Annotated in this window: 15 protein-coding genes; 12 read left to right on the top strand and 3 right to left on the bottom strand. The window is 67.1% G+C overall.

Features of this window, described 5'->3' with window-relative positions; all coding sequences use genetic code 11:
- The first annotated feature begins 55 nt into the window (after nt 1-55).
- The 3 genes from rfaD to cysM all read left to right on the top strand — a co-directional run bounded on the left by rfaD (nt 56) and on the right by cysM (nt 2,601).
- Nucleotides 56-1,048: an ADP-glyceromanno-heptose 6-epimerase gene (gene rfaD / locus ACFIMZ_RS05675; protein ID WP_431821775.1), complete on the top strand. Its 993-nt coding sequence runs from the start codon at nt 56-58 to the stop codon at nt 1,046-1,048.
- Nucleotides 1,049-1,122: 74 nt separating this feature from the next.
- Nucleotides 1,123-1,476 carry a ComEA family DNA-binding protein gene (locus ACFIMZ_RS05680; RefSeq protein WP_431821776.1) on the top strand — a complete coding sequence of 118 codons (354 nt, stop codon included), beginning with the start codon at nt 1,123-1,125 and terminating at the stop codon, nt 1,474-1,476.
- A gap of 222 nt (nt 1,477-1,698) precedes the next feature.
- Nucleotides 1,699-2,601, top strand: a complete 903-nt coding sequence (gene cysM, locus ACFIMZ_RS05685; protein ID WP_431821777.1) for a cysteine synthase CysM — start codon at nt 1,699-1,701, stop codon at nt 2,599-2,601.
- Nucleotides 2,602-2,664: 63 nt separating this feature from the next.
- Here cysM and mltB read toward each other — a convergent pair whose 3' ends face one another.
- Nucleotides 2,665-3,888, bottom strand: a complete 1,224-nt coding sequence (gene mltB, locus ACFIMZ_RS05690) for a lytic murein transglycosylase B (protein ID WP_431821778.1) — start codon at nt 3,886-3,888, stop codon at nt 2,665-2,667.
- A gap of 168 nt (nt 3,889-4,056) precedes the next feature.
- Between mltB and ACFIMZ_RS05695 the strand changes: the two genes are divergently transcribed.
- Nucleotides 4,057-4,980 carry a histone deacetylase family protein gene (locus tag ACFIMZ_RS05695; protein WP_431821779.1) on the top strand — a complete coding sequence of 308 codons (924 nt, stop codon included), beginning with the start codon at nt 4,057-4,059 and terminating at the stop codon, nt 4,978-4,980.
- A 16-nt stretch (nt 4,981-4,996) separates the two neighbouring features.
- Here the strand turns inward: ACFIMZ_RS05695 and ACFIMZ_RS05700 are convergent, their stop codons facing one another.
- Nucleotides 4,997-5,917 carry a lysophospholipase gene (locus ACFIMZ_RS05700; RefSeq protein WP_431821780.1) on the bottom strand — a complete coding sequence of 307 codons (921 nt, stop codon included), beginning with the start codon at nt 5,915-5,917 and terminating at the stop codon, nt 4,997-4,999.
- A gap of 221 nt (nt 5,918-6,138) precedes the next feature.
- Between ACFIMZ_RS05700 and ACFIMZ_RS05705 the strand changes: the two genes are divergently transcribed.
- The 6 genes from ACFIMZ_RS05705 (at nt 6,139) to ACFIMZ_RS05730 (ending at nt 12,464) form a co-directional block, all read left to right on the top strand.
- On the top strand, nt 6,139-7,173 hold the full coding sequence (locus tag ACFIMZ_RS05705) for a methionine ABC transporter ATP-binding protein (RefSeq protein WP_431821781.1): 1,035 nt from the start codon (nt 6,139-6,141) through the stop codon (nt 7,171-7,173).
- Nucleotides 7,163-7,816, top strand: coding sequence for a methionine ABC transporter permease (locus ACFIMZ_RS05710; RefSeq protein WP_010091758.1), 654 nt, complete (start codon nt 7,163-7,165; stop codon nt 7,814-7,816). Before ACFIMZ_RS05705 ends, ACFIMZ_RS05710 begins: the two co-directional genes overlap by 11 nt.
- A 31-nt stretch (nt 7,817-7,847) precedes the next feature.
- Complete coding sequence (locus tag ACFIMZ_RS05715; protein WP_431821782.1) at nt 7,848-8,642, top strand: MetQ/NlpA family ABC transporter substrate-binding protein; 795 nt, start codon at nt 7,848-7,850, stop codon at nt 8,640-8,642.
- A 230-nt stretch (nt 8,643-8,872) separates the two neighbouring features.
- Entirely contained in the window at nt 8,873-9,622 is a 750-nt protein-coding gene (locus tag ACFIMZ_RS05720) for an electron transfer flavoprotein subunit beta/FixA family protein (protein WP_059631453.1), read from the top strand.
- Nucleotides 9,623-9,638: 16 nt separating this feature from the next.
- Entirely contained in the window at nt 9,639-10,574 is a 936-nt protein-coding gene (locus ACFIMZ_RS05725; RefSeq protein ID WP_431821783.1) for an electron transfer flavoprotein subunit alpha/FixB family protein, read from the top strand.
- 99 nt (nt 10,575-10,673) lie between these two features.
- Nucleotides 10,674-12,464 carry an acyl-CoA dehydrogenase gene (locus tag ACFIMZ_RS05730; protein WP_431821784.1) on the top strand — a complete coding sequence of 597 codons (1,791 nt, stop codon included), beginning with the start codon at nt 10,674-10,676 and terminating at the stop codon, nt 12,462-12,464.
- An 87-nt stretch (nt 12,465-12,551) separates the two neighbouring features.
- Here ACFIMZ_RS05730 and ACFIMZ_RS05735 read toward each other — a convergent pair whose 3' ends face one another.
- Nucleotides 12,552-13,838 carry a D-amino acid dehydrogenase gene (locus ACFIMZ_RS05735; RefSeq protein WP_431821785.1) on the bottom strand — a complete coding sequence of 429 codons (1,287 nt, stop codon included), beginning with the start codon at nt 13,836-13,838 and terminating at the stop codon, nt 12,552-12,554.
- Nucleotides 13,839-13,982: 144 nt separating this feature from the next.
- On the opposite strand from ACFIMZ_RS05735, the gene ACFIMZ_RS05740 reads away from it, so the two are divergent.
- Nucleotides 13,983-14,471 (top strand): Lrp/AsnC ligand binding domain-containing protein, encoded by a 489-nt coding sequence (locus ACFIMZ_RS05740; RefSeq protein ID WP_017333107.1) that lies wholly within the window; start codon nt 13,983-13,985, stop codon nt 14,469-14,471.
- A 104-nt stretch (nt 14,472-14,575) separates the two neighbouring features.
- Nucleotides 14,576-15,787 (top strand): PA0069 family radical SAM protein, encoded by a 1,212-nt coding sequence (locus tag ACFIMZ_RS05745; protein ID WP_431821786.1) that lies wholly within the window; start codon nt 14,576-14,578, stop codon nt 15,785-15,787.
- Nucleotides 15,788-15,842: the final 55 nt, after the last annotated feature.

A 15,842-nucleotide genomic window follows, 5' to 3' on the forward strand; every position in this document is an offset into this window, starting at 1 on the left:
CGGTGCGACGAACGCGCCGCGCGCGGCCTCATTTCTCTTTTCAGGCAGGACGATCATGACCCTCATCGTCACCGGCGCAGCCGGTTTCATCGGCGCGAACCTCGTCAAGGCGCTCAACGAGCGCGGCGAGACGCGCATCATCGCGGTCGACAACCTGACGCGCGCCGACAAGTTCCGGAACCTCGTCGATTGCGAGATCGACGACTATCTCGACAAGACCGAATTCGTCGAGCGCTTCGCGCGCGGCGACTTCGGCAAGGTGCGCGCGGTGTTCCACGAAGGCGCGTGTTCCGACACGATGGAACACGACGGCCGCTACATGATGGACAACAACTTCCGCTACAGCCGCGCCGTGCTCGACGCGTGCCTCGCACAGGGCGCGCAGTTCCTGTACGCGTCGTCGGCGGCGACCTACGGCGGCTCGACGCGCTTCGTCGAGGAGCGCGAGGTCGAGGCGCCGCTCAACGTCTACGGCTATTCGAAGTTCCTGTTCGACCAGGTGATCCGCCGCGTGCTGCCGAGCGCGAAGAGCCAGATCGCCGGCTTCCGCTACTTCAACGTGTACGGCCCGCGCGAGACGCACAAGGGCCGCATGGCGTCGGTCGCGTTCCACAACTTCAACCAGTTCCGCGCGGAAGGCAAGGTCAAGCTGTTCGGCGAATACAACGGCTACGCGCCGGGCGAGCAGACGCGCGACTTCGTGTCGGTCGAGGACGTCGCGAAGGTCAACCTGTTCTTCTTCGATCATCCGGAGAAGTCGGGCATCTTCAACCTCGGCACGGGCCGCGCGCAGCCGTTCAACGACGTCGCGACGTCGGTGGTAAACACGCTGCGTGCGCTCGACAACCTGCCGCCGCTGACGCTCGCGCAGCAGGTCGAGCAGGGGCTGATCGAATACGTGCCGTTCCCGGACGCGCTGCGCGGCAAGTACCAGTGCTACACGCAGGCGGACCAGACGAAGCTGCGCGCGGCCGGCTACGATGCGCCGTTCCTGACGGTGCAGGAAGGCGTCGACCGCTACGTACGTTGGCTGTCCGGCCAGGTTTAAGCCGGCGCGTCGAATCCTTAGACTGGGTCTCACGGTCGGCGGCCGCCGGCCGTTTTCACTTGGAGATCCGGAACATGATCAAGCAATGGTTCGCTGCGGCGGCCCTGCTCGGCGCGATCGCGTCGGCGTGGGCGGCTGTCGACGTCAATACCGCGGGCGAGGATGCGCTCATCGGCATCAAGGGCATCGGGCCCGCGAGAGCCAAGGCGATCCTCGACGAACGCAACGCACGCGGTCCGTTCAAGAATGCCGACGACCTCGCGGCGCGCGTGAAGGGCATGGGCGGCCACACGGTCGAGCGGCTGCAGCGCGAAGGGCTGACGGTCGGGGCGGCCGGCGCAGGCGCCGCACCTGCCGCCGCCAAGCCCGCGGCCGCGCCGGCGACGGCGCCCGCCAAGCCGGCCGCCGCGCGCACCGCGCAGAAATAGCGCGCCCGGGGTCGGGTTCGCGAGCCGGACGAAGCGGTTCCTTCAGGCCGTCATTGCGACGGTTTCCCGCGGCCTGCCGCGGGTTTTTTGCGTGGACGTCCCGCCTGCGCACTCATGCTCGCCCGGCGCCGGTATCCATCGCTGCAATGGGGGTAGGCGGCGCGCACTTCTGCGCTGGTTTAAAATCGACCGATTGATCGGCCTCGCATTCACGGTACCTCCATGGCTTACAAAACTATCGAAGACACGATCGGCAACACGCCGCTGGTGCAACTGGTCCGCCTGCCGGACGACGAGATTCGCGCGCGCAACAACGTGGTTCTCGCGAAGCTGGAAGGCAACAACCCGGCGGGGTCCGTGAAGGACCGTCCGGCGCTGTCGATGATCCGCAAGGCCGAGGCGCGCGGCCGCATCAAGCCGGGCGATACGCTGATCGAGGCGACGAGCGGCAATACGGGCATCGCGCTCGCGATGGCCGCGGCGATCCGCGGCTACAAGATGGTGCTGATCATGCCGGAGGACCTGTCGGTCGAGCGCCGCCAGAGCATGGCGGCCTATGGCGCGGAAATCATCCTCACGCCGGTCAAGGGCGGGATGGAGCTGGCGCGCGATCTCGCTGAGCAGATGCAGCGCGAAGGCAAGGGCGTGATCCTCGACCAGTTCGCGAACCTGGACAACCCGCTCGCGCACTATGAGGCGACGGGCCCGGAAATCTGGCGCGACACCGAAGGCCGCATCACGCACTTCGTGTCGGCGATGGGCACGACCGGCACGATCATGGGCGTGTCGCAGTATCTGAAGGAGCAGAATCCGAAGATCGAGATCGTCGGCGCGCAACCGGAAGAGGGCTCGCGCATCCCGGGCATCCGCAAGTGGCCGGAAGCCTATCTGCCGAAGATTTTCGATCGCAGCCGCGTCGACCGCGTCGAGAACGTGAGCCAGGCGGCGTCCGAGGCGATGGCGCGCAAGCTCGCGGCCGTTGAAGGCATCTTCGCCGGCATTTCGTCGGGCGGCGCGTGTGAAGTCGCGATGCGCATCGCGCGCCAGGTCGAAAACGCGACGATCGTGTTCATCATCTGCGATCGCGGCGACCGCTATCTGTCGACAGGCGTGTTTCCCGCGTAAGCGAGACCGGACGCATCAAGCAAAAAGCGCCTTGCGGCGCTTTTTTGCGTATGGGCAGGATGCTTACTGCGCGGCCTGCGGCGGGTTCGCGGTGGCGGGTCCGAGTGCGCCGGTCGCTTCCATCTGCGCCTTCACGCTCTCGCCGAGCTGGTAGACCGCGAGCGCATAGAAGAAGCTGCGGTTGTAGCGTGTCAGCACGTAGAAATTCTTGAGGCCGAGCATGTATTCGGTCGCGCGTCCCGGCGACGGCAGATCGACCACGGTGACCGGCGTGTCCGCCTCGGCGGCGATGTCGATCGCCGGCTCGTTGAGCGTCAGACCCGCGCGCAACAGCTGCGACAGCGCCCAGTGCGGTTCCGGCTGCCCGTCCGCGGCGGCCTGCGCGATGCCCTGGCTGCCGATGTCGGGCGCGATCTGCCAGACCACCGGGCGATTGTTTTCCCAGCCGTGCTGCTTCAGGTAGTTCGCGACGCTGCCGATCGCGTCGGCCGGGCTGTTGCGCAGGTCGACGTGGCCGTTGCCTTCGTAGTCGACCGCGTAGTCGCGGATGCTGCTCGGCAGGAACTGCGGGATGCCGATCGCGCCCGTGTACGAGCCGAGCACGGTCGTCGGGTCGAGCTGGTTGTCGCGCGTCCAGACCAGGAAGTCCTCGAGGTTCTTGCGGAACGTCGCCTGGCGGCTGTCGCGATTCGGCGTGTCCGGATAATCGAAGGTGAGCGTCGTCAGCGCGTCGAGCACGCGGAAGTTGCCCATGTAGCGGCCGTAGATCGTCTCGACGCCGATGATGCCGACGATCACCTCCGGCGGCACGCCGAATTCCTCGGACGCGCGCTGCAGCGTCGCCATGTTCGCTTTCCAGAACTTCACGCCCGCGTTGATGCGGATCGGCTCGATGAAGCGCGACCGATACACGCGCCAGTTCTTCACCGTCGGCGACGGCGCGGGCTTCACGAGCTTGACCGCGGTCGCCGAGTAGCTCACGCGCCCGAACAGCGCGCGCAGGCTGGCCGGATTGAAGTCGTGGCGGCTCGCCATCTCGTCGATGAATGCATCGACCAGCGCGTTGTTCGCATAACGCTGCGGGACGATCTCTTCCTCGAAGGTCTGGCCTTGCGGCGTCGGCTGTTGCGGCTGGCCCTGCGCGACGCGCGTGCCGGCGGATGCCGCCGGCCGCGTCTGCGCGCCGGCCGGCGCAGCGGACAGCGCGGCGGCGAGGGCGATGGCAACGAGTGGGAGGCGAACGCGGTACGGCGCGGAGAAGGGTGCGGCAGGCTTCTTGTAATTCATGACGAACCGGGGCGGACAAGGCAAATGTGTTCGGCGCAGTATACCCGACGCATCCGCCGCGCCGGGGCGAACCGGCGCCCCGTTGTGGTAAGTTAGCGGCGAATTCGCGACAGACGATGGACCTCATTGATGGAGACCTGCGGCGCGCATGTGCCGCGGACGACGCTTATGGCAACCGCCTTCTTTACGCACCCCGACTGCATGCTGCACGAGATGGGGGAATGGCATCCGGAATGTCCGGCTCGCCTGTCGGCGATCCAGGACCAGCTGATCGCGAGCCGCATCGACGACCTGATCGCGCACGAGACCGCGCCGTTCGCGAGCGAAGCGGCGCTTGCACGGGTGCATACACAGGCGCATATCGACTACATCCGCGGCATGACGCCGGCCGACGGCTATGCCGAGATCGATCCCGACACGCGGATGAATCGCAATACGTGGCGCGCGGCGCTGCGCGCGGCCGGCGCCGCGATCGCGGCGACCGACGCGGTGATCGAGGGACGCTACGGCAATGCGTTCTGCAGCGTGCGGCCGCCCGGCCATCACGCGGAGCCGGCACGCGCGATGGGCTTCTGCTTCTTCAACAACGTCGCGATCGCGGCGCGGCATGCGCTCGACGTGCACGGCCTCGAGCGCGTCGCGATCGTCGACTTCGACGTGCATCACGGCAACGGCACCGAAGCCGCGTTCGCGAACGACGAGCGCGTGCTGATGTGCAGCTTCTTCCAGCACCCGCTGTATCCGTTCTCGGGCGCCGAGCATCAGGCGCCGAACATGGTCAACCTGCCGATGCCGGCGCGCAGCAACGGAATGGCGATCCGCGAGGCAGTCGACATGTTCTGGCTGCCGCGCCTCGATGCGTTCAAGCCGCAGATGCTGTTCGTGTCCGCGGGCTTCGACGCGCATCGCGAAGACGACATCGGCGGCCTCGGTCTCGTCGAGGCGGACTTCGAATGGCTGACCGCGCAGATCGTCGAGATCGCGCGCCGTCACGCGCAGGGCCGCATCGTCAGCTGCCTCGAGGGCGGCTACAACCTGTCCGCGCTCGGGCGCAGCGTCGTCGCGCATCTGCGCGTGCTGGCCGGAATCTGACGCCGCGGGCGTCCGGTCAGCGCAGCGGCGCGCGCGCGTGAAGCCACGCGATCAGCGCGTCGATCACCCGGTCGCGCTCGAGGTCGTTCATCGTTTCGTGAAAGCCCCCTTCGTAGAGGGTGAGCGTGCGGTCGGGCGAGCCGACGCGCGCGCCGAATGCGCGGCTGCCGTCCGGCTCGGTCAGCTTGTCCTCGGTGCCGTGGTAGACGAGCACCGGCACGCGCAGCGCGCCGCGGCCCCGTTCGATGCGCGCCATGGCGTCGAGGATTTCCGCGCCGGTGCGCGCGGGCACCGCGCCGTGATGCACGAGCGGATCGGCGCGATTGGCCGCGACGACGGCCGGATCGCGCGACAGCAGCGCCGCATCGATCCGGATCGCGGGGAAGGTTGGCCACACGCGGCTGATGAAGCGGCTCACCGCAAGCATCCAGCGTGGCACGTCGCGGCCCGGCGCGAGCGCCGGACTCGACAGCACGAGGCCCGCGAACGTGCGGCCGCGCGCCGCCGCGCGCTCGATCGCATACAGCGCCGCGACGGCGCCGCCCATGCTGTGCCCCATCAGGAACAGCGGCGCGCCGCTTCGCGCGGCTTCGTCGACGAGCGCGTCGGCATCGTCCAGGTAGCCGTCGAACCGTTCGACCCACGCGCGCTTGCCGGGCGACTGGCCATGCCCGCGCAGGTCGACCGCCAGCACGTCGATGCCGGCCGCGTTCAGGCGCGCCGCCAGCGCGTCGTAGCGCCCGGCATGCTCGGCGAGGCCATGCACGAGCGCGACCGTCGCGCGCGGCGCAGCGGCGCCGTCGCCGGCCGGCCAGCGATACGACGCCAGTTCCAGCCCGTCGGCGGTGCGCAGTCGCCCCATCCGCGGCGCGCGCGAAGCGGGTGACCCGGATGACGCAGGGGCGGGCGCGGAGGCCGGGGTGGTGGTGGCAGTCATCAGGCGTGTCCCCATCGATCGTTGTGTAGTCGCGCTCCCGATCATAGACGCGGCGCCGCCGCCGCGCGCCAGCGCCTTCCTCTAATTTCGCCTGGTTATGAAAAGATCGGAATCGATTATTAAGGGGAATGAGGGGTTTGCGGTAAAATCGCCGGCTATTCCAGATCCATCGGCGGCCGACTGGGCGGGCCAGCTCCCCAGCCGTCCGCCGTTTTGTTTACATGATCGAATTACGCAATCTGTCGCAGCGCTTCCCCGGCCCGAGCGGCTGGGTCGAGGCGCTGCACAACGTCAACCTGACGATTCCCAAGGGCGAGGTGTTCGGCATCATCGGCCGCAGCGGCGCGGGCAAGAGCACGCTCGTGCGCACCATCAACCTGCTGACCCGGCCGACCGAAGGCAACGTCGTCGTCGGCGGGCGGGACCTCACGCTGCTGCCCACGCGCGACCTGCGCGAAGCGCGGCGCGAGATCGGCATGATCTTCCAGCACTTCAACCTGCTGTCGTCGCGCACGGTGTTCGACAACGTCGCGCTGCCGCTCGAGCTGGCCGGCGCGAGCCGCGCCGACATCGAGGCTGCGGTGCTGCCGCTGCTCGATCTCGTCGGGCTGTCAGCGCAGAAGGACCGCTACCCGGCGCAGATCAGCGGCGGCCAGAAGCAGCGCGTCGGCATCGCGCGCGCGCTCGCGAGCCAGCCGAAAGTGCTGCTGTCCGACGAGGCGACGTCGGCGCTCGACCCCGAGACGACACGTTCGATCCTCGACCTGCTGAAGCGCATCAATCGCGAGCTGGGTCTGACGATCGTGCTGATCACGCACCAGATGGAAGTGATCAAGCAGGTGTGCGATCGCGTCGCGGTGCTCGACGCCGGGCGCGTGGTCGAGGAAGGGCGGGTCATCGACGTGTTCCTGCAGCCGCACCACGAAGTGACGCGCGCGCTGATCGGCGACGTGATCGCGCAGGAGCTGCCGCCCGCGCTGAAGGCGCGCGTCGCCGAGCGCCTCAAGACGGGCAGCGGCCACCTGCTGCGCCTCGCGTTCACGGGGTCGGGCGTCGACCAGCCGATCCTGTCGGAGACGATCCGCCGCTACGAACTCGATTTCAACATCCTGCACGGCCAGATCGACGAGATCCAGGGCCAGGCGTTCGGTTCGCTCGCGGTGCTCGCGGGCGGCGAGCCGGGCAAGGTCGGACAGGCGCTCGCATTCCTGCGCGAGCAAGGCGTGGTGGTGGAGGAGCTTTCGTATGTTGAGTGAAATGTTCGACATGTTCGTGCAGTCGTTCTGGGAGACGCTGATCATGGTCGGCATCTCGGGCGTGGTCGGCGCGCTCGTCGGGCTGCCGCTCGGCGTGCTGCTGTACCTGACCGATCGCCAGGGCGTGCTGCAGAACCTCTCGGTGAACCGCGTGCTCGGCGGCTTCGTGAACGCGGTGCGCTCGACGCCGTTCATCATCCTGCTGGTCGCGGTGATTCCGTTCACGCGGCTCGTCACGGGCTCGTCGATCGGCACCGCGGCGGCGGTCGTGCCGCTGACGCTCGCGGCCGCGCCGTTCATCGCGCGCCTGGTCGAGACCGCGCTGCGCGAGGTGGACCGCGGGCTGATCGAAGCCGCGCAGTCGATGGGCGCGACGACGTCGCAGATCGTGTTCAAGGTGCTGCTGCCGGAATCGCTGCCGGGCATCGTCGCGGGGCTGACGATCACGTTCGTGTCGCTCGTCGGCTATTCGGCGATGGCGGGCGCGATCGGCGGCGGCGGGCTCGGCGATCTCGGGATCCGCTACGGCTACCAGCGCTACCTGCCGGAAGTGATGTGGACGGTGGTCGCGATCCTGATCGTGTTCGTGCAGATCGTGCAGTCGTTCGGCGACTGGCTCGTGCGACGGCTCAGCCACAAGTAAAGCGACATCCGACGTGTTTGGGGGAATGACGATGCAACGACGGTTCATGCTGAAGTTCGCGGCGGCGCTCGGCGCGGCTGCGCTGTTCGCGGGCGCGCAGGCTCGCGCCGAGACCATCAAGGTCGGCGTGACGGGCGGCCCGCACGCGCAGGTGATGGAGGCGGTGAAGAAGGTCGCGGCGAAGGGCGGCCTCGACATCCGGATCGTCGAATTCTCCGACTACGTGCAGCCGAACGCGGCGCTCGCCGCCGGCGACCTCGACGCGAACAGCTACCAGCATGCGCCGTACCTCGACGCGCAGGTGAAGGATCGCGGCTACAAGCTGATCAAGGTCGCGGAGACGGTGACGTTCCCGATGGGCATCTACTCGAAGCGCGTGAAAACGCTCGCCGAACTGAAGCCCGGCGCGCGCGTCGCGATCCCGAACGATCCGACCAACGGCGGCCGCGCGCTGCTGTTGCTGCAGAAGCAGGGCCTGCTGAAGCTGCGTGCGGATGCGGGGCTGAAGGCGACGCCGCTCGACATCGTCGACAATCCGAAGAAGCTGAAGATCGTCGAGCTGGATGCCGCGCAGATTCCGCGTTCGCTCGGCGACGTCGACGCAGCCGCGATCAACACGAACTTCGCAATGGAAGCGGGGTTGAAACCGAAGCAGGACGCGATCGCGATCGAGGGCCCGAACGGTCCGTACGCGAACATCATCGCGATTCGCGACGCCGACCGGAACAAGCCGTGGGTCGCGAAGCTCGTCGCGGCCTATCATTCGCCCGAGGTGAAGCAGTTCATCGAGGGCAAATTCGGCGGCGCGGTGATCGCCGCCTGGTAACAGCGTGGCGGACGGGACGCCCGGCGGTGATTAGAGGCCATGATCGAAAACCCGGGCTTTGCGTCCGGGTTTTTTCTCTTTTAAAATAGAACGACCGTTCGCTATTGTCGGCCCGCCGCGGAGGAGCAGTATCCTCGATAGCCACGATGGAAGGATCCGCTTGGCCGCGCAGTCACGAGGCCTCGCTATAAAATGGTCTCTGGTCGTATTCGTAACTTTGGAGCGTGTGCATGAAAATCCTGGTGCCAGTGAAAAGAGTGGTCGATTACAACGTGAAGGTCCGCGTGAAGTCGGACAACACGGGCGTCGACATTGCGAACGTGAAGATGTCGATGAACCCGTTCGACGAAATCGCCGTTGAAGAGGCGGTGCGCCTGAAGGAAGCGGGCGTGGCGACGGAAATCGTCGCGGTGTCGGTTGGTGTCGCGCAAGCGCAGGAAACGCTGCGCACGGCGCTCGCGATCGGCGCGGATCGCGCGATCCTCGTCGAGTCGAACGACGGCGTCGAGCCGCTCGCGGTCGCGAAGATCCTGAAGGCGCTGGTCGACAAGGAGCAGCCGCAGCTGGTGATCCTCGGCAAGCAGGCGATCGACGACGATTCGAACCAGACCGGCCAGATGCTGGCTGCGCTGGCGGGCCTGCCGCAAGCGACGTTCGCGTCGAAGGTGACGATCGCCGACGGCAAGGCGACGGTCGCGCGCGAAGTCGACGGCGGCGCGGAAACGCTGTCGCTGACGCTGCCGGCGGTCGTCACGACCGACCTGCGCCTGAACGAGCCGCGCTACGTGACGCTGCCGAACATCATGAAGGCGAAGAAGAAGCCGCTGGAAACGGTGAAGCCGGAAGACCTCGGTGTCGACGTCGCGCCGCGCCTGAAGACGCTGAAGGTGGTGGAGCCGCCGAAGCGCGCGGCCGGCGTGAAGGTGCCGGACGTGAAGACGCTGGTCGAGAAGCTGAAGACCGAAGCCAAGGTGCTGTAAGAGGGAGCGCAAGGAAATGACGATTCTGGTTATTGCAGAACACGACAACGCGTCGATCAAGGCCGCGACGCTGAACACGGTGGCGGCGGCGCAGAAGATCGGCGGCGACATTCACGTGCTGGTCGCGGGCCACAACGCACAAGCCGCGGCGGATGCGGCGGCGAAGATCGCAGGCGTCAGCAAGGTGCTGCTGGCCGACGCGCCGCAACTGGCCGAGGGCCTCGCGGAAAACGTCGAGGCGACGGTGCTGAACATCGCGAAGGATTACTCGCACATCCTCGCGCCGGCGACCGCCTACGGCAAGAACATTGCGCCGCGCATCGCGGCGAAGCTCGACGTCGCGCAGATTTCGGACATCACGGCGGTCGATTCGGCCGACACGTTCGAGCGCCCGATCTACGCGGGCAACGCAATCGCGACCGTGCAATCGGGCGACCCGGTCAAGGTCATCACCGTGCGCGCGACGGGCTTCGACCCGGTCGCTGCCGTTGGCGGCAGCGCGTCGGTCGAGAAGATCGACGCGGCGGCCGACGCCGGCAAGTCGCAGTTCGTGAGCCGTGAGGTGACGAAGCTGGACCGTCCGGAGCTGACGTCGGCCAGCATCATCGTGTCCGGTGGCCGCGGCCTCGGCAGCGGCGAGAACTACACGAAGGTGCTGGAGCCGCTGGCCGACAAGCTGCAAGCGGCACTCGGCGCATCGCGCGCGGCGGTCGACGCCGGCTACGTGCCGAACGACTACCAGGTCGGCCAGACGGGCAAGATCGTCGCGCCGCAGCTGTATATCGCGGTCGGCATCTCGGGCGCGATCCAGCACCTGGCCGGCATGAAGGATTCGAAGGTGATCGTCGCGATCAACAAGGATCCGGAAGCGCCGATCTTCAGCGTCGCCGACTATGGCCTCGTCGGCGATCTGTTCACGCTCGTGCCGGAGCTCGTAAACGAGCTCGGCTGACGCGGCGTGACGCTTCAGCGGTAAGCATGCGAGACGAGGGGCGCGACGAGCGCCCCTTTTTTTACGCCATCAGCAGAAGAGAGAAGAGGGAGACGCACCATGAGTTACGCCGCACCGGTCAAGGACATGCTGTTCGTGCTGAAGGAACTGGCCGGCATCGACGCCGTCGCGCAGCTGCCGGGTTTCGAGGACGCGGGCTTCGACACCGCGCAGGCGGTGCTCGACGAATCCGCGAAGTTCTGCGGCGAAGTGCTGGCGCCGCTGAACGTCGACGGCGACCGCGATCCGAGCAGCTGGAAGGACGGCGTTGTGACCGCGACGCCGGGCTTCAAGGAGGCGTTCCGCCAGTTCGTCGAAGGCGGCTGGCAGGGGCTGCAGCATCCGGCCGAATATGACGGCCAGGGGCTGCCGAAGCTGATCGCGACGCCGTGCATCGAGATGCTGAACGCGGCGAACCTGTCGTTCGCGCTGTGTCCGCTGTTGACCGACGGCGCGATCGAGGCGCTCCTGACGGCAGGCACCGACGAACAGAAGCAGCGCTACGTGCCGAAGCTGATCTCGGGCGAATGGACCGGCACGATGAACCTGACCGAGCCGCAGGCCGGCTCGGACCTCGCGCTGGTGCGCTCGCGCGCCGAGCCGCAGGGCGACGGGTCGTACAAGGTGTTCGGCACCAAGATCTTCATCACGTGGGGCGAGCACGACATGGCCGAGAACATCGTCCACCTCGTGCTGGCGCGCACGCCGAATGCGCCGGAAGGCGTGAAGGGGATTTCGCTGTTCATCGTGCCGAAGTTCCTCGTCAACGACGACGGCAGCCTCGGCGCGCGCAATGACGTGCACTGCGTGTCGATCGAGCACAAGCTCGGCATCAAGGCGAGCCCGACCGCGGTGCTGCAATACGGCGACCATGGCGGCGCGGTCGGCTACCTGATCGGCGAGGAGAATCGCGGCCTCGAATACATGTTCATCATGATGAACGCGGCGCGCTTCGGCGTCGGGATGCAGGGGATCGGCGTGGCCGATCGTGCGTACCAGAAGGCGGCGGCATTCGCGAAGGAGCGGGTGCAGAGCCGGCCGGTCGACGGCTCGGCGAAGCAGTCGGTGGCGATCATCCAGCACCCGGACGTGCGGCGGATGCTCGGCACGATGCGCGCGCTGACGGAAGGCGCGCGGGCGCTGGCCTATGTGGCGGCCGCGCACAGCGACATTGCGCACCGCCATTCGGACGAGGCGACGCGCGCGCGCCACCAGGCGATCTACGAGTACCTGGTGCCGGTCGTGAAGGGCTGGAGCACGGAGATGGTGAACGACGTTGCGAGCCTGGGCGTGCAGGTGCACGGCGGGATGGGCTTCATCGAGGAGACGGGTGCCGCGCAGTACTACCGCGACGCGCGGATCCTGGCGATCTACGAAGGGACGACGGCGATCCAGGCGAACGACCTGGTGGGCCGCAAGACGGTGCGCGACGGCGGCGCGGTGGCGAAGGCGCTGCTCGGCGAGATCGGTCGGACGGTCGACGCGCTGGGCAAGCTCGACGGCGCGGCGGCGGCGTCGATGAAGGCGCAGCTGGAGAAGGGCGCGCGGGCGCTGTCGGCGGTGGTCGATTATGTGGTGGCGAACACGAAGCAGGACCCGAACGCGGTGTTCGCGGGCAGCGTGCCGTACCTGAAGCTGGCGGGCGTGGTGCTGTGCGGGTGGCAGATGGCGCGCGCGCTGGTGGTGGCGCATGCGAACCGCGCGAGCGATCCGGCGTTCTTCGATGCGAAGATCGCGATTGCGCAGTTCTACGCGGAACACATTCTCGTGCAGGCGGGCGGGTTCGAGGCGTCGATCGTCGGCGCGAAGGGCGGCGAGGGTGTACTCGCGTTGACGGAAGACCAGTTCTGACGCCGGCGTGGGATGCAATGCCAAAAGGCGCCCTCGGGCGCCTTTTGGCTTGACTCAGACCGGCCCGCTGCAGCGGGCCGGTGCGACTTACGCGTAAGCGGGACGCGGCTGGCCTGCCACGTCCTTCAGGTAGCGGTGCACCGACAGGTCGTCCGCCTGGATCGCCGGCTGCTTGCCGGAAATGAGGTCGGCGAGCAGTTGGCCGGAGCCGCACGACATCGTCCAGCCGAGCGTGCCGTGGCCGGTGTTCAGGAACAGGTTCGACACCGGCGTGCGACCGACGATCGGCGTGCCGTCCGGCGTCATCGGGCGCAGGCCGGTCCAGAACGTCGCCTTCGACGTATCGCCGCCGCCCGGGAACAGGTCGTTCACGCACATCTCGAGCGTTTCGCGGCGCGCGTCGCGCAGGCGCTTGTCGAAGCCGACGATTTCCGCCATCCCGCCGACGCGGATGCGCTGGTCGAAACGCGTGATCGCGATCTTGTAGGTTTCGTCGAGCACGGTCGACACCGGCGCGGCCGCTTCGTCGACGATCGGCGCGGTGATCGAATAGCCCTTGAGCGGATACACCGGAATCTTCATCAGGTTCGCGATGAAGCGGGTCGAGTAAGAGCCGAGCGCGACGACATAAGCGTCAGCGCGCACCATCTCGCCGCCGCACTGCACGCCGGCGATCTTGCCGCCGGCGACCGCGAGCGCGTCGATCGGCGTGTTGTAGCGGAACTTGACGCCGAGCCCTTCGGCGAGCGCGGCGAGGCGCGTCGTGAACAACTGGCAGTCGCCGGTTTCGTCGCCCGGCAGGCGCAGGCCGCCCGTCAGCTTGTGCGACACCGCGGCAAGCGCCGGTTCGGCGTTCTTCAGCTCGGCCGGCGACAGCAGTTCGAACGGCACGTTCGCGTCCTGCAGCACCGCGATGTCCTTCGCCGCGCCGTCGAGCTGCTGCTGCGTGCGGAACAGTTGCAGCGTGCCGCCCGTGCGGCCTTCGTACGCGATGCCCGTGTCGGCGCGCAGCGCCTGGATGCAATCGCGGCTGTATTCGGCGAGACGGACCATGCGGCCCTTGTTCACTGCGTAGCGCTCGGCCGTGCAGTTGCGCAGCATCTGCCACATCCATTGCAGCTGGAAGCGGGTGCCGTCGAGGCGGATCGCGAGCGGCGCGTGCTTCTCGAACATCCACTTGACCGCCTTCAGCGGCACGCCGGGCGCGGCCCACGGCGCCGCGTAGCCGGGCGAGATCTGGCCCGCGTTCGCGAAGCTCGTATCGAGCGCCGGGCCGGCCTCCCGGTCGATCACCGTGACTTCATGACCGGCGCGCGCGAGGTAATACGCGCTTGCCACGCCCACTACACCGCTGCCCAGAACGACGACTCGCATAGCTGCTCCAGATGGAAGGACCAGATCGAGGCCGGATGCACCCGCGGCTCCGTGTAACCTCTAGCTGATCTAGTTTTTTTCGCTATGGTATTGTCGAATGTGCAGTTTTTGTTATCGTATTTTTTGGCTTTTCAGCATAAACAAATGAGAACCCAACGCCAACCGGTACGCACGCTCGACAAGCTCGACCGGCGCATCCTCAAACTGCTCCAGAACGACGGCCGGATGGCGATGAAGGATCTCGCCGAGCAGGTCGGACTGACCGTCACTCCGTGCATCGAGCGCGTGCGGCGCATGGAGCGCGACGGCGTGATCACCGGCTATCACGCGCGGGTCGATCCGGCCCAGCTCGGCGCGGCGCTGCTCGTGTTCGTCGAGATCACGCTCGGTCACAAGGGCGGCAACATGTTCGAGCAGTTCCGCCGGGAGGTGATGAAGATCGACGAGGTGCTCGAGTGCCATCTCGTGTCGGGTGATTTCGACTATCTGATCAAGGCGCGGATCGGCGAGATGGCCGACTACCGCAAGCTGCTGGGCGACATCCTGCTGCAGCTGCCGGGCGCAGTGCAGTCGAAGAGCTATGTCGTGATGGAGGAAATCAAGGAGACGCTGACGATTTCGGTCGACGAATAGGCCCCTTGCCTCGTCCCATTGTTTCACCCTTATCTCGCCCTTGGCACGCTGCACTCAATACTGTATAAATATACAGTATTGAGTGCAGGTGACTGGGTGGCGAGATGGACGATCGATCCGACAATGAATTTCCGGTTGCGCCGCCCACACCTCGCAAGGGGCGCGGAGCGGTCGACAATCTGCAGGGGCGGTACGAGACGGCGCTTCGCGAGGCGGTCGACGACGGCTGGACGCACGAGGCGGACGACGCCGATTTGCCGGCCCCGCTGCGCACGCAGGTGTTCGAGGAGCGGGCGCGCAGCATCCTCACGCGCAACCAGTCGCCCGACATTCCGTTCAGCGTGTCGCTCAATCCGTATCGCGGCTGCGAGCATGGCTGCATCTATTGTTTCGCGCGGCCGACGCACAGCTATCTCGGCCTGTCGCCGGGGCTCGATTTCGAGAGTCGCATCTATGCGAAGGTCAACGCGGCCGAACTGCTCGAGCGCGAGATTTCCAGAAAGCGCTACGTGCCGGAGCCAATCGCGCTCGGCGTCAATACCGATGCATACCAGCCGGTCGAGCGGGATCTGCGCATCACGCGCAGCGTGATTCAGGTCATGCACGATCACGGGCTGCCGTTCGCCGCGATCACGAAATCGTCGCTGATCGAGCGCGATCTCGACCTGCTGGCGCCGATGGCGGCGCGCGGGCAGGCGATGGCGGCGGTTACGATCACGACGCTCGACGCGGATCTTGCGCGCACGCTCGAGCCGCGCGCGGCGACGCCGGCCCGCCGCCTGCGCACGATCCGCGCGCTGCGCGACGCGGGGGTGCCGGTCGGCGTGAGCATCGCGCCGGTGATTCCGTTCGTCACCGAGCCGGACCTCGAGCGGGTGCTCGAAGCGTGCGCGGAAGCGGGCGCGACGCATGCGAGCTACATCATCCTGCGGCTGCCCTGGGAAGTTGCGCCGCTGTTCAGGAACTGGCTGACCGCACATTTCCCGGATCGTGCGGAGCGCGTGATGAACCGCGTGCGCGACATGCGCGGCGGCAAGGACTACGACTCGGATTTCGGCAAGCGGATGAAGGGCGAAGGGATCTGGGCGGATCTGCTGAAGCAGCGTTTTCGCCAGGCGGTCAAGCGGCTGGGGCTGAACGAGCGCGCGAACGGCATTCTCGATCTGTCGCAGTTTAGAGGGGCCGGCCATCCGGGGGCCGGCCACCCGGGGCTGCTCACCCGCGGGCCGGAGGTGGGAAGGGCGGCCACCCCTCGATCAAACGCGCGTGCGGTCGGTTCGACGTCGCGCGACGACACGCAGTTGAGCCTTTTCTAGTTTCCGGCGCGCCATCGGATGGAGGGCGACGCCGCCAGCGAAGCAGGCGTGCGGC

Origin of the sequence: Burkholderia sp. F1, assembly GCF_050813845.1 — a bacterium.
Lineage (GTDB): Bacteria > Pseudomonadota > Gammaproteobacteria > Burkholderiales > Burkholderiaceae > Burkholderia > Burkholderia ubonensis.